This is a genomic window from Rhizobium brockwellii, from assembly GCF_000769405.2.
Taxonomy (GTDB): domain Bacteria; phylum Pseudomonadota; class Alphaproteobacteria; order Rhizobiales; family Rhizobiaceae; genus Rhizobium; species Rhizobium brockwellii.
Genome location: NZ_CP053439.1, coordinates 247248 through 260843, shown reverse-complemented (window position 1 = coordinate 260843; position 13596 = coordinate 247248). Strand labels below are relative to the sequence as shown.

16 protein-coding genes are annotated in these 13596 nt (G+C 59.4%); 7 read left to right on the top strand and 9 right to left on the bottom strand.

The annotated features are described in order from the left end of the window. Positions 1-119 precede the first annotated feature (119 nt). The 6 genes from RLCC275e_RS01320 to RLCC275e_RS01295 form a co-directional block, all read right to left on the bottom strand. A complete protein-coding gene (locus tag RLCC275e_RS01320; protein ID WP_003556395.1) occupies positions 120-893 on the bottom strand; it encodes an SDR family NAD(P)-dependent oxidoreductase in 774 nt (257 codons plus the stop codon). A gap of 11 nt (positions 894-904) precedes the next feature. Further along, the gene (locus tag RLCC275e_RS01315) at positions 905-1630 is read right to left on the bottom strand and encodes an SDR family oxidoreductase (RefSeq protein WP_033181545.1); all 726 of its coding nucleotides are present in this window, start codon (positions 1628-1630) and stop codon (positions 905-907) included. A gap of 30 nt (positions 1631-1660) precedes the next feature. After that, complete coding sequence (locus RLCC275e_RS01310) at positions 1661-2938, bottom strand: D-tagatose-bisphosphate aldolase, class II, non-catalytic subunit (protein ID WP_033181544.1); 1278 nt, start codon at positions 2936-2938, stop codon at positions 1661-1663. Then, a complete protein-coding gene (locus RLCC275e_RS01305; RefSeq protein ID WP_033181543.1) occupies positions 2938-3915 on the bottom strand; it encodes a tagatose kinase in 978 nt (325 codons plus the stop codon). The genes RLCC275e_RS01310 and RLCC275e_RS01305 overlap by 1 nt, the downstream gene beginning before the upstream one ends. Positions 3916-3945: 30 nt before the next feature. Further along, positions 3946-5172: an ROK family transcriptional regulator gene (locus RLCC275e_RS01300; RefSeq protein ID WP_003556388.1), complete on the bottom strand. Its 1227-nt coding sequence runs from the start codon at positions 5170-5172 to the stop codon at positions 3946-3948. A 62-nt stretch (positions 5173-5234) separates the two neighbouring features. After that, positions 5235-6119 carry a sugar phosphate isomerase/epimerase family protein gene (locus tag RLCC275e_RS01295; RefSeq protein ID WP_033181542.1) on the bottom strand — a complete coding sequence of 295 codons (885 nt, stop codon included), beginning with the start codon at positions 6117-6119 and terminating at the stop codon, positions 5235-5237. A gap of 297 nt (positions 6120-6416) precedes the next feature. Between RLCC275e_RS01295 and RLCC275e_RS01290 the strand changes: the two genes are divergently transcribed. From RLCC275e_RS01290 to RLCC275e_RS01265, 6 genes are all read left to right on the top strand, one after another. Continuing rightward, positions 6417-7850 carry an extracellular solute-binding protein gene (locus RLCC275e_RS01290; RefSeq protein ID WP_003556383.1) on the top strand — a complete coding sequence of 478 codons (1434 nt, stop codon included), beginning with the start codon at positions 6417-6419 and terminating at the stop codon, positions 7848-7850. A 97-nt stretch (positions 7851-7947) separates the two neighbouring features. Continuing rightward, positions 7948-8823 (top strand): carbohydrate ABC transporter permease, encoded by an 876-nt coding sequence (locus RLCC275e_RS01285; protein ID WP_012756005.1) that lies wholly within the window; start codon positions 7948-7950, stop codon positions 8821-8823. Positions 8824-8827: 4 nt separating this feature from the next. Continuing rightward, the gene (locus RLCC275e_RS01280; protein WP_003556379.1) at positions 8828-9664 is read left to right on the top strand and encodes a carbohydrate ABC transporter permease; all 837 of its coding nucleotides are present in this window, start codon (positions 8828-8830) and stop codon (positions 9662-9664) included. 4 nt (positions 9665-9668) lie between these two features. Next, the gene (locus RLCC275e_RS01275; protein WP_003556377.1) at positions 9669-9875 is read left to right on the top strand and encodes a DUF2160 family membrane protein; all 207 of its coding nucleotides are present in this window, start codon (positions 9669-9671) and stop codon (positions 9873-9875) included. 60 nt (positions 9876-9935) lie between these two features. Further along, a complete protein-coding gene (locus RLCC275e_RS01270) occupies positions 9936-10997 on the top strand; it encodes an ABC transporter ATP-binding protein (RefSeq protein WP_033181798.1) in 1062 nt (353 codons plus the stop codon). Positions 10998-11008: 11 nt separating this feature from the next. After that, complete coding sequence (locus RLCC275e_RS01265) at positions 11009-11734, top strand: SDR family oxidoreductase (RefSeq protein WP_033181541.1); 726 nt, start codon at positions 11009-11011, stop codon at positions 11732-11734. A gap of 9 nt (positions 11735-11743) precedes the next feature. Here RLCC275e_RS01265 and RLCC275e_RS01260 read toward each other — a convergent pair whose 3' ends face one another. Together RLCC275e_RS01260 and RLCC275e_RS01255 are read right to left on the bottom strand one after the other, a co-directional pair. After that, positions 11744-11995, bottom strand: coding sequence for a hypothetical protein (locus RLCC275e_RS01260; protein WP_033181540.1), 252 nt, complete (start codon positions 11993-11995; stop codon positions 11744-11746). Between the two features lie 117 nt (positions 11996-12112). Beyond that, positions 12113-12877: a LuxR C-terminal-related transcriptional regulator gene (locus RLCC275e_RS01255; RefSeq protein ID WP_033181539.1), complete on the bottom strand. Its 765-nt coding sequence runs from the start codon at positions 12875-12877 to the stop codon at positions 12113-12115. Positions 12878-13023: 146 nt separating this feature from the next. Between RLCC275e_RS01255 and RLCC275e_RS01250 the strand changes: the two genes are divergently transcribed. Then, on the top strand, positions 13024-13308 hold the full coding sequence (locus RLCC275e_RS01250; RefSeq protein WP_245494035.1) for a hypothetical protein: 285 nt from the start codon (positions 13024-13026) through the stop codon (positions 13306-13308). Positions 13309-13350: 42 nt separating this feature from the next. Here RLCC275e_RS01250 and RLCC275e_RS01245 read toward each other — a convergent pair whose 3' ends face one another. Then, positions 13351-13494 carry a hypothetical protein gene (locus tag RLCC275e_RS01245; RefSeq protein WP_165419058.1) on the bottom strand — a complete coding sequence of 48 codons (144 nt, stop codon included), beginning with the start codon at positions 13492-13494 and terminating at the stop codon, positions 13351-13353. Positions 13495-13596: the final 102 nt, after the last annotated feature.

Genomic DNA, 13596 nt, shown 5'->3' with positions numbered 1-13596 from the left:
ATAAACGGAGCATAATTGCGAGTCAAGAAAATGTGGTAACGTTTCCACATTCGTCGATTTGTTCGCAGCAAGCCTCCTAATGCGGACGAGGCGCCGCTCGCGCCTCGTCCGCGCAAGCACTACCAGCAGGTGAAGCCTGCATCGACGTTGACGATTGATCCGGTCATCAGGCTGGCGGCGCCCGATGCGAGGAAGAGAACGGCGCTGGCTACCTCTTCCGGCGTTCCCATCCTGCCCATCGGCGTATCGGCGAGCCAGAGCGGAATACGCTCGCGATTGGCTTCGACGGCCACCACCATCGGCGTCTCGATGTAGGTGGGCGCGACGGCATTTACCCTGATGCCGTGATGCGCCCACTCGGCGGCCAAAGAGCGCGTGAGGTGATGGACGGCCGCCTTGGAGACGTTATAGGCCGTCTGAGGCTGAGGCCGGTTGCAGATGTGCCCAGACATCGAGCCGAGGTTGACGATGGCGCCCCGTTTCATCGAAATCATCGGACGACCGAAGGCACGCGAGCACCAGAAGACGCCATTGAGATTGACGTCCATCATGCGCAGCCAATCGGCGTCGGTGAGATCCTGCGCCGGGATGCCGCTCTGGCCAATTCCGGCATTGTTGACGAGGATCGTCGCCGGCCGGCCGGCATCGGCAAGCTCGGTTGCGATTGCGTCCATTCGAGCCGCGTCGGTGACGTCGCCGACCCGGACTTCGATGTCGTAGCCTCTGTCGCGCAGCGCAAGCGCTTGCTCGGCGTCGGCCTCGCTGCGTTCGATGACGACGACGGCGGCACCCGCCTCCGCCAGCGCCTCGGTGCAGCAGAGCCCGATCGCACGCCCTCCCCCCGTAACCACCGCCCGATCACCGTCGACGCGAAATTTCTGTTGGTAGCTCATCTCACGTCTCCTCAAATGTCAAAGGCGCTTGGAAGCACGACGATGTCGCGGATGGTGACGTTGCGCGGCCGGGTCAGTATGAAGATGATGGCGTCGGCGACTTCCTTGGGCTCGATCAAGGCTCCGGCCTCCTTGGCCTTGCGAAGGTTTTCCTCCGGCCAATCCGCAAGCAAAGCGCTGATCACCGGCCCCGGAGAAACCGACCCCACACGAATGCCACTTTTCAGCAGCTGGCGTCGCATCGTCTGGACGAAGCAGGTCATCGCCCACTTCGACGACGAATAGACCGGTTCCCATGGAATCGCCGAATGTCCGGCGACGGAACTGGTGACGACAATGTCGCCAGTGCCACGTTCGATCATGTGGGGAATGACGTTTCGAACGTTCTTGATGACGACGTTGACGTTGAGATTGAGCATCCGATCGATGGTATCGAGGTCGGTTTCCATCAGGTCGCCGCCGATATAGGTGCCTGCATTGGCATGCAGGATGTCGAGTTTGCCGGTCTTCGACAGAATGCCCTCGAGCATTCCGGCACACTCGCCCGGATCCAGCAAGTTGATCTTGAGCGGAATAGCGCGCTCGCCAAGCCGGGAGCAAACTGTCTCAAGGGCCTTCTCATCGCGGTCCACCAGCACGACCGTCGCGCCGGCGGCAAGCATTGCCTCCGTCGAAGCGAGTCCTATTCCGGACGCTGCGCCGGTGACCGCCGCGATCTTCCCATTCAATTCCGTCATCGATTTCTCCTCCTGTCTTGATCCTGATTGCTAATTCTTCGCGACGCCGCAGGCGGCGTGATAGTCCGAGAGACTCTTCGTCACTCTCCAGATCAAAACCTGTTCCGGATCGAGTGGCGCATCTGCGAATTCCTGTGCGGCCGGCATGTGCTGCCAAAGCAAGGGCAGCGGTACGATTTGCCCTCGAAGCGCCTGGCACAGCTGCCGGACGGCATCTTGTGCTTCAGCCGACGCCCAATAATAGCGGATGCGATCCGACAGCGAGTAATGCCGCAGCCATCGCATCTCGGCGTTTGTCCCGTGGTAGTGGCGGCTCCAGTTGCCCGGCTGATCGAGCATCAGCGCTTCCATCGCCGCATAGAGCGGACGCTGGCAGTAATCGGGCAAGAGGTCCGAAGCGATCGCATCCAGCGCGTAGAGCGCTTCGCGCAGGACGAAGGTCAGCTCGGGACCGACCTTCAGAATGGGAAAGCCGTCCTCGACCAGCGCCGTCAACGGCCGGGTCCCCTGATAATCCGTCGAATGCGCCTCGAAGACGAACTGCGGCTCGTCGGTGAGCACCGATTTCAACGCGTCTATCTTGCTGCGATCATAAAGGATGACATTCTGATTGCCGAACTCGACGCCCGGCTGAACGACCAGCCCGATGGCCCGTGCAAACGCTTGCCCGAGTCCTGCCTCCGCAAAGATCCGGCGGTGGACTTCGATCGTCTTCAGCGCCGCTGAGGCCACTGTCGGTTCGATCGCTGTCAGGGCATGATCGGCCCCGCCTGGCGGCGGCACTTCGGTGCCGATGACGTAAACCGGCATTGCGCCGCCGGTCTTCTTTGCCGATGCCTCGGCGACCGCCGCAAGCCGGGCGGCGCGATGAGCGGTGGTTTCGTCGTCGAGCGCTACCGGTTCGCCCTTGCAGCCCATCGAGGCATCGAGGTGAATCTTGCGAAACCCGGCCTCGGCATAGGCGGCAACCATCTTCTCGGCCTCGGCCATGGCCTCTTCGGCCGGGCGGTCGCGCCACGGATTGGGGCCGAGATGATCGCCGCCGAGAATGATGAGTTTTTCGGGGCACCCTTCCTCCGCGGCGATCTTCATTACGAGGGACGCGAAGTCGCTTGGCGTCATTCCGGTGTAGCCGCCGAGGTGATTGACCTGGTTGCAGGTCGCTTCGATCAGGACGGTGCTCTCGTGTTGCCGCCCGTGTCGGAGTGCTGCTCGAAGCACGATCGGATGGGCGGAGCATACGGAGGTCACGCCTCTCGGGTGGCCTTCGATCCTCAGCCTGGCCAGTTCGTTGAGATGCACCTGCATCACGGGCGCCTTTCCGTTGAAGCGATAAACGCATCGAGTTCTTGCTGCGTGCCGGCACCTTCCATCGGACCCAGGACCGTCACGTTGCGGGCGCCGGCGGCCGAGCCATAGGTCAGGGCTTGCTGCGGAGACATTCCGAGCCGCCGGCAGGTGAGATAGGCGCCCCCAAAGCAGTCGCCGGCGCCGGTCGGGTCGACCTCTTGAACGACAAATGCCGGTGCGTCGATGCGGTCTCCTGCCCTGCCGAAATAGGTTGCGCCTTCGGCGCCGCGCTTCAGCACGATCTCCTTGACGCCCATCTCGAACAAGCGGCGGATCGCTTCTGCCTCGCCTTCGACACCTGCGGCACGCTCAAGCTCCTCTCCGGACGGCAAAAGCAGATCGGCGGCGGCGACAAGCTTGGAAAAACGGCGCTCGGTGTCCTCGTCCAGCTTCAATTCCTTGCGAATATTCGGATCCACCGAGAGCGTTCCCCCGCGCGCCTTGACGATGTCGACCGCCTTGTCGATCACCGCGCGCGCACTGGGGACAGAAAGAGCCGAGCCCATCACGTGAAGATGCCCGCTACGATTGATGAGATCGCCGACCGTTTGAGACCAGCCGAAGCGTGCGGCTGCGGATGTGGCGATGTTGTAGACGAAATCCCGAGAGCCATCCTTGCGGTAGCGGACAAAGGCGCTTCCTGTGGGATAATCCGGATCGATCGAGATCGTCGAAACGTCGACGCCGTCGCGTTTGAGGCGATCGGTATTGACACGACCGAAATCGTCATCGCCGACGGCGCCGACCATTGCCGCCTTGCCGCCCAGGCGCCCGCATTGCGAGATGAAGATCGCCGGCGCTCCGCTCGCGAACGGACCGACGAGCGGCTGGGCTTCGAGAAACCCGTCTCCGACCGTCGTGGCGACGATCTCGACGAGGATCTCCCCTACGCAAACCGTGGGACCAAGTTGGTCCGGAGCCAGTACTGAAGCCATTTGCAATCCTGCTTTCGATAGTTCCTGTCGTCAACTCGTCGCCGACTGGACCGGCGCACCGTCCTCGCCGCCGAACTCCTCGCTCTCCAATGACAGAAAGCGCTGGTGCAACATGCACGCCGCCCCGAAGGCGGAACCGAACTCCGCATCATCGTCCACGACGATCTCCGGCGTGGGGAAAGGTATACTCTGGCCCTCCGACATGTGGACCGCCACCCGGGCGGCCACCATCGGGTAGAGGGATGCCACAGAGCCACCCAGCACGATCCTGTCGGGGTCGAGCAGCCGACAGGCCTGCAGCAATGCGTAAGCGAGATGGCGCGACCAGGTTTCGGCGATATTGACCGCGGCTGGAACACGGTCATGAACGTCGCCGAGGAACTCCTGCAGATCGACGTGTTTACGTCCAATAGCCTCGCGATACTGCCTGATCAGCACTTCGCGACCGATCAGTTGCTCAAACTTCTGACCGCCGCTTCCCGGCACCAGGGTGTGACCGATTTCTCCCGCCAGGCCGTGGCCGCCCCGGAATAATTTGCCGTCGATCATGATGCCGCCGCCGACGCCCGTTTCCATCAGCAGGAACAGGGTCACGCCCGCGACGCCGTGACGATAGCTGTCGCCGATCGCAAAGGCGTTGGCGTCGTTTTCAACCGCGATCGGAACGGCGGCCGGGAAGGCGGCCAGGAAGGCGGATCGGCCAATCTCCTTCAACGGCACCTCTCGCCAGCCGATGATGGGTGCGAGGGTGACGGTTCCGTCCGGCCGGATGTGAGCCGGCGCCGATATGCCGAGACCCTTGCACCGTCCGATCATCCTCTTCCCCATTGCGCCGATGATCAGCTCGACGCCCCGCGCCATGGCCTCCTCCACGGTCGACGACATGGTGTCGAACGCAATTTTCCGACATGCCCGGACTTCGGCGGAGAGATCGACAACTGCAGCCGATATATGCTCGACGCCAATCTCGATCCCGACGAAAAATGCGGCATCGGGGACCAGTTCGAGCATGATGCCAGGACGACCGGCACGGGAATGCTCCAGGCGCTGCTTGCCGCTCTCGTCCGACTCCTGAACGAACCCGCCTTCCGTCAGCTCGGCAACGATCTCTCCCGAGGACGAGCGATTCATCCCGAGCTTCCGGGCGAGATCCGCCCGGCTGAGGCTTCGGTGGGCATAGATCGTCTGCAAGGCGGCGACGATATTGTTCTGTCGGATCCTGCGCGGCGAACTTCCGATGGAGACGGTGTCGTTCATGTTTCAATTCCCTTCAGTCGGCCCAACCCTTACACGACTGGAACAGGCTGTCAGAGGGATAATCAGGGCCGCGCGTTTGTGGCGCGGCGGCGCTTGGCCTCGTCATATTTCAGCTCGATGTAGCGCTTCGCGTGCGCCGCAAGCGGATCATTATCCTCCCAGGTGTCGCGCCAGATCGCACAGGCGAGCGACAGGCCTTCGTCCACGACCGTCGTTGAGAAGCTTTCGAACACGATGTCGCGCTTGTAGTCGATGTCGAGCAGAGCGTCGAAGATCAGATCGAAGTTGATGACGCCGTCGCCGAGATAACCGCGATTGCTCTCGCCGATGTGGAAGTAGCCGATCTTGTCGCCGGCCAGGCGGATCGCGGCGGCCGGATTGGCTTCCTCGATGTTCATATGGAATGTGTCGAGGTGGAGACGGACATGCTCCGATCCCGTCTCGGCGATGAATTTCAGCCCCTGCGCCGCCGTATTCAGCAGGTTGGTCTCGAACCGGTTGACAACCTCCAGGACGAGGTCGACGTTCGCTTGTCTCGCGACTTCGGCAGTCGCGGCAATCGCGGCGACGCTGTTGTCCCAGCCCCTCTTCGTCGGCTGGCGATTGTACTTGGTGTGCGCGGAATAGAGAATCCCGCCCAGCTTGTTGCCGCCGATATCGCGGACCGCCCGAACGGCGTCGGCCAGCGTCTGCTTGCCGGCGGACACCGCAGACATGTCCTCGCTCGATACATCCTTGTCGAGCGGCAGGCCCATCGTCACGCCAATCTCCACGTCAAGCGACTGCGCAAGCTTTGCCAGTCGATCGAGATTGAATTTCTCGGGGCGCAGATAGGCAAATTCGATGGTGCGATATCCATGTTCGGCCGTCTTGTTGAGGGCCATCTCCAGCCCTTCCTGCGTTTGGCCGCCTGTCCATACAAATGAATGGATACCCAATCGACGCATAGCCTTTTCCTCCAAAAAATGCCTTTGGCTGCGCACAGTGCTATGCCATTTAGTTTGGCAAGACAACAAATAATTTTTGCTGAAAATCTTTTGCTGCTTTGCAAAATTACCTTGCAATGCAATATTTTAAGCTTCTTACTAATGCATTCCACTCTCTGCCGGAAATTAGTTTCTGCAAAAATCAATGGGATAGATCCATGATTTGCATGTTTAGACAACAAATGTTGCGCCGGCGGTTTTTTTGGCCTACACAATGCACCGGCGAAATGATCTCGCTGCAATTTGGGAGGATTGAAAATGAACTATGCTTTGAAGGCTAGCGCGCTTGCGCTGACGCTCAGCCTCGCCACTACCGCGTCGCCGGCCTGGGCTGATTTCTGGTCCGACGCCGGCGCCAAATTCAAGGGCGTGACACTGCACGGGGTCACCGAAAGCACTCCGCCATCGAACTACATCAGGAACGTGCTCGCTCCGGAATTCGAAAAGAAGACCGGCATCAAGGTCGACATCGAGACGACGTCCTGGGATCAAATGTACGACAAGGCCATCAAGGACATGGAAGCCAAGACCGGCATCTATGACATGGTCTACATCGAGCAGGACATCATCTACTCCTATCTCGCCAGGAATTTCCTCGTCGACATCACGAAGACGCTGAAAGACCAGCCCGATCTCAAGGCGCCGACCTACGACGATGCGAACTTCACCAGCTTTGCCGACTATTTCAAGGACGCGAGCGGCGATCTCTTCGGCGTTCCGATGGAAGCCTTCCTGAAGGCGTATCTCTATCGTAAGGACCTGTTCGAAGATCCGAAGATCAAGGAAGCTTTCAAGAAGGAAACCGGCAAGGACCTGAAGCCGGCGACCACACACGCGGAATACACCGAGATCGCCGAATTCTTCACGAAGTACGGCAAGGACAACGGTATGGAGCTCTGGGGCACAACCGCTCAGGCACATACCGGCCATCCGGCGTCCTGGTATGAATTCTTCGAGTCCATCGCGCCGACCTTCGGCGTCTACAATTGGGGCATCGACGCCAAGAACAATTATGCGGCGACGGTCGAACATGGCGGCGCAATGAACGGCGACAAGGCGAAGGCCGCGTTGAAGTACTGGCTGCACCTGCGCGACATCGCTCCTCCGGAATCGACGCAGTCAACCTGGACGGAAACCGCAACGACCTTCGCCGCGGGCCGCGTCGCCCAGGGCCTGATCTACGGTGAGAACGCCGCGTGGATCGCAAGCGATCCAGCTCAGTCGAAGGTGGTCGGCCAGGTCGGATTCGCTCTGCCGCCGCTCGAGCCGGGCGTATTGGACGACGCGAAAGCCGGAAAGGGCTATATCGGCTACTACGATGGCGGCGCCTTCGGCGTTCCGGTCACGTCCAAGAACAAGGAAGCATCACTGCTGTTCCTCGAATTCATCGGCCAGAACGAAGTGCAGCCCGATTGGGCGATCGCCGCACCGCGCATCACCAACAAGGCGACGTTCGACGATCCGAAGGTGAAGGAGATGGACGTCAAGCTCGGCGGCTTCTACACGATGCTGAAGGACGACGGCAAGCTCTTCGCCGGCGCTCCCCCGTACCCCTTCCATGCGCAGGTGCGTGAAGCGACAGCTCCTATCTTCTACGACATCCTGACCGGCAAGATCGGGCCCGATGAAGGCCTCGACCAGATGGCGGCCAAGGCCGAAGAAGAGCTCACCTCGCTCGGCTATCGCAAATAAACCATCCTCCCCAACTTGACGGGTCGTTCCGACGACCCGTCATCTTCCGTTCCCCGATGGAGCGGACGTCGACATAGTGTTCAATGGGGGATAGGCGATGCATTCGCAGAAGCTCGGGTGGCTGTTGCTGTCACCGACCATAGTGATCCTCGGACTTTTCGGGATCTTTCCTTTCATCTACGTCCTCTGGGTCTCTTTCCATTCATGGAACCCGTTCGCGGCCAATCCGGGCATGATTTTCAACTGGGCCGAGAACTATCGGCGGCTCGTCTTCGACCCGCAGTTCCTGGCATCGCTCGGCATAACCCTGACGTTCGTCTTCTTCGCGGTCGTGTCGGAGCTGGTCCTTGGCTACATCCTCGCCCAGGCGCTGCTCAAGGATTTTCCCGGAAAAGCGGTGTTTCGCACGATCCATACGCTGCCGCTGATCATGGCGCCAATCATCGTCGGCTCAGTCTGGAAGCTGATGACCACCCCGTCCATCGGCATCATTCCCTATCTTCTGAGGAGCTGGTTCGGCTATGATCTGAATATCGGCCAGAGCGCCGTCGCGGCCTTCACCGTCACTGTCATCATGGACATCTGGCACTGGACGCCGCTCGTCACCCTCTCGCTGATCGCCGCACTCGTCTCGCTTCCATCAGATCCGTTCGAGCAGGCGCAGATCGACGGCGCCGGCAAGAGCCAGATCTTCTGGCACATCACGCTCCCCTTGATCCGCCCGGCCATGCTCGCCACAGTGTTCATCAGGCTGATGGATGCGCTACGCACCGTCGACGAAGTTTTGATGCTGACCGGCGGCGGTCCGGGTTCATCGACGCGCTACATCGGCGTCCATATCTTCAAGGAAGTCTTTCCCAAGACGAATTATGGCTACGGCTCGGCGATCTCCGTCATCGTCCTCTATCTCACAATCGTCGTCTGCTGGCTGCTCTACGTCGGTTTGATTGCGCCCCGCGTGAAGAGAGGTTGACGCGATGAAGACCCGTTTTCCCTGGCTTCCGGTCGTCCTGTGGACCTTGATAAGCCTCGCGACCCTTTTCCCGATCTACTGGCTCTTCGTCATATCGGTGAAACAGCCCTTCGACCTGTTCTCGACGCCCGATGTCATTCTCCGGAGCTTCTTCTGGAAGAACTACCAGGACGTGCTGACCAATCCGACCTTGCGCGGATACATGCTCAACTCGATGATCATTTCGTCAGGCAACGCGCTGCTCGTCACCACGCTCGGCTTCCTTGCCTGCTACGCCCTGACGCGCTTCGACCTCGCCGGCAAGGAAAGCATCTTCTTCTGGACGATCACCAACCGCATGGCGCCGCCGGCGGTCTTCCTCCTGCCGCTTTTCCTGCTGCTGACGCAGGTCTACAGGATCGGCGACTTCTCGCTCGCCGATTCCAAGCTGGGCATGATCCTGGTCTATTGCTCCTTCAACCTTCCCTTCGCCATCTGGACGCTGCGTCCGACGGTGGAAGGCATTCCGAAGGAATTGGACGAGGCGGCCTACATGGACGGCGCGAGCCCATGGACCGTCCTCTACGATATCATCTTCCCTTTGGCACGGCCCGGACTTGCGGTGACGCTGATCCTGACCTGGGTGTTTGCGTGGAACGAATACCTGCTGGCAGCGACGCTCACCAACTTCCACGCGCGGACTCTGACCACCGGCCTGTCTGAATATGTGACGACGACGGGGACGGCCTGGGGCATCATGGCCGCGATCTCAATGCTGACATTGGTTCCGGCGCTCATCGTCTTTTCGGTGGTCCAGCGTCACATCGTCGCCGGCCTGACCTTCGGCGCCGTGAAAGGATGAAACGATGACGTCTCAATCAGGAAATAACGAACGCAAGCCGGGATTTCTGCCGATCGAAACGAACTGGTTCGACCGACTCTTCATCTCGATCGTGATCTGGGTCGCGCTCTCGCTGTTCTGGATGCGGTTCATCGAGCCGTTCGGGCCTTCGGTATGGTTTGCGGCGGCAATCTCGGCGGTCCTTGGCGCCTATGTCGTCTGGAAGGGATGAGCCGATGAATTCCGTCAACGACATCAAAACACAAACTACGCTGCTTTAGGGGGAATGACATTGGCAAACGTACAGGTTAGCGACGTCACCAAGAAGTATGGCTCTCTTCAGGTCATGCATGGCGTCAGCGTCGACATCGAGGACGGGGAATTCGTCGTTCTGGTCGGTCCCTCCGGATGCGGCAAGTCCACCCTGCTCCGGATGATCGCCGGGCTGGAGACGGTCAGCAGCGGAGACATCCGGATCGGCGGCCGTGTCGTCACCGACGCTCCTCCGAAGGAGCGTGACATCGCGATGGTCTTCCAGAGCTACGCGCTCTATCCCCACAAGACGGTCGCCGAGAATATGGGCTTTCCGCTGAAGATGGCCAAACGTCCGAAGGCGGAGATCGACGAGAAGGTCGGCAGGGCGGCCGAGATCCTCGATCTGACGCGTTATCTCGACCGCTATCCGAAGCAACTGTCGGGCGGACAGCGTCAACGCGTAGCGATGGGTCGTGCCATCGTCCGAGACCCGAAGGTCTTCCTATTCGACGAGCCATTGTCGAACCTCGACGCTAAACTCCGCGTCACCATGCGCGTCGAGATCAAGGAGCTTCACCAGCGGCTGAAGACCACCACCGTCTACGTCACGCACGATCAGATCGAGGCGATGACGATGGCCAACAAGATCGTGGTGATGCGTGACGGGAGGGTCGAGCAGATCGGCAAGCCTCTCGATCTCTACGACTTCCCGGTCAACCTCTTCGTCGCCGGCTTCATCGGCAGCCCATCGATGAACTTCCTTGAGGGCCGCATAGCCACCCGCGACGGCAGGAAGATCGTCGTTACCGACCAGGGCATCACCCTTCCGATGGCAGATACAAATGTGGATGAAGGAAGAGCCGTTACCTACGGCATCCGACCGGAGCATATCACGATCGGCGAGGATGGCGTTCCTGTGGAGGTATCGGTGTTCGAGCCCACCGGTTCGGAGACATTGATCTTCGGCCGCACGGGAGGCGTGCCGATCGACGCCCTGATCCGCGAGCGTATCGAGGTCGACCCGGGGCGGACAATGTACTTCCACATCGATCCCCGGCGTGCGCATATCTTCGATCGGGAAACAGGCCAGAGACTTTAGGAGGACGATCTATGGAGTTTAAAGGAAAGACGGTGATCGTGACCGGTGCCGGAAAAGGCATCGGACGCGAAATTGTAAGGATGCTCGCCGAACGGGGTGCGCAAGTCGTCGCCCTGACCCGCAGTGCTGCCGACGTCGAAGCGCTGCGAGGGGAATTCGGTTGCCGGGCAATCCAAGTCGACCTCGCGGATGCCGATGCGACCAGAGAGGCTGTCATCGCTGCCCTTCCCGCCGATTTCCTCGTCAACTGCGCCGGCACGACCGAGCTCCAGCCGTTCCTGGAGACGACAGTCGAAGCATTCGATCGACTTGTCGCGGTCAATACCCGTGCTCCGATGATCGTCGCCCAGGAATATGCCCGCTCGCTGATCAAGCAGGGCCGCAAGGGCGCCATCGTCAATGTCTCGTCGGTCGCGTCCTTCGTCGGCATCCCTGACCACGCGGCCTATTGTGCGTCGAAGGGTGGTTTGGATGGCTTGACGCGGGTCATGGCAAAGGAGCTTGCGCCTCACGGCATCCGCGCCAACGGCGTCCATCCAACGGTAACGTTGACACCAATGGCGGTGAAGGCATGGAGCGATCCCGAAAAGGCCGCGGGGATGATGAAGCGAATTCCGGTCGGGCGCTTCGCTGAGCCGGCAGACATTGCCGAGGTTGTTCTTTTCCTGCTGTCCGACCAGGCTGCCATGGTGAACGGCATATCGATGCCGGTGGACGGCGGCTATATGATTGCTTGAGGTTCGAGACTAACGTGTCGTACGATCCTGCGATTGAAGCACGGGAAGCGGCGAGGTTGACCGCCGCACCAACCGGCGCAGCTCGTCTTGATCGACAAAATGATCCGTCACTCCGGCCTCTTTATCCGGATGACTGAAGACTAGACCGTCGGAATCCTCAAGCTTTAGAGCTTGCTCCGTATTCATGATCCCCAGTGCCTGGCGCTCGTACTCGGACTCGAGCGCCGCCTCGACGATGGCTTTTTTCTTGCGCATATCCATGTTCTCCGTTGCTCAAAAGGTAACGGACAGGCGGAGTCGCGGTTCCCATAAAGGGCATCACGATATGAGACCCATTGAAACGAACGCCCCGCCGCTCCCCGGTACTGGCGACACCGCCTAACCCGGCGAGACGTCGGGCCCACCGGCGGCTCTTTGAATTAAGCGGGCAACCACTTCAGTGCGGTTCTGCGCCTGCAACTTGCGCATTATGTGTTGCAAATGCATCTTCACCGTATGCCCCGACAAATTGAGTTTTCCTGCAATGACCTTATTTGAACAGCCGCATTGCAACTCTGCGAGGACATCCGCCTCCCGGGGAGTGAAATCGGCAAACGCCAGGTACTGCGTCCTATCATCCAAGCTCTTTTCGGCCTCATTTCTGGCCGGACTATGCTCGCTTGAGCCAGCTGTAACGGCTCCCAATAGCTGCGGGAAAAATGTTCCTCCTGCCAGAACGAGATGAAGACCGGCAAGAGCAATGTCAACGGGAAGTGAAGTCGAGAAAAAGCCTCTGATGCCCATCTTGTGTGCTTGACGGGCTATGATGGCGTCATCCGAACCCGAGAGCAACGTGACAGGAGCCTCAGGAAAACGTGCAGCAATCGCCGCGAGATCGTCACGCAGGCTGGTGCTCTCAACACCTCTGCCGGCCAGATCCAATACAATCAAACGCACCTCAGTTCCAAGAGCACTATCGAGACTCTCGGTCGAGATCAAATCTATAACGTTCCATCCAACGAGTTCACGCTCAAGAAGCTTCACCACGGTCGTGCGCGCCAATGTAGAATGCTCGATGATGATCACAGTTGGTGCATTGCGCCCCATACGGCGCTTATTTCCAGTAATGTCGGACACTTGCGTGCTCCCCAAGAATATTTGCAACGCAACAGCTGGTCATATTATTCCTGTTCTCACTCCATGTCATGAGAAAAAGCGAGTGTATTTCGGATATCAATAGTCTGACCTCTCATGATAATTCTTATAGTTTATAAGATATCAACGATAGATAACTGGGCTTGCAGAGCACATTGAAGAGATTTTTTATAAAGGCCTGCTGGTTCGACTTGTCGCTGCAGACTTTCCAGCTTTCGCTGAATTCACGTACGGCAAGCGGGTCAACAAAGCTTTCAAAGGCACTGAAAAGGCACCCGATCTGCGACAGACCCATTCAGGAAAGCGCCATTGGATATAGCGACTTGCCGATCGGCCGGGCTTTGTTTCCCTATCTCAATTCAAAGCAGTCGCAGACCCGACAGCAAAGCGACAAACGCGAAAAGCAACAAAAGCCTGAGATCGCTGATTACCCGTTATGATTAGTGAAACTGCGCTCTAATGACGCAATAATACCAGTTGCTTCACTCAGGCAGCACTGCGCCGGCACCACCGGGTGCTGGGCAGAGGTCCGGCCCCTGGCGGCCGAAATCGGCGGCAATGCTGATGAGGTCATGGTGGAAGGTGCGGCATCTCGGGAGCCCGCCGTTCAGTGCCATGTCGGCCAAGGAGACGAATGCCGGGCGGGGGGAACAATTCAACAGATGGCTTGAAAGATCGCACGAAGAACGGTTTCGTGCATTTGAGCCACTGCCATGCAAATTGGGATT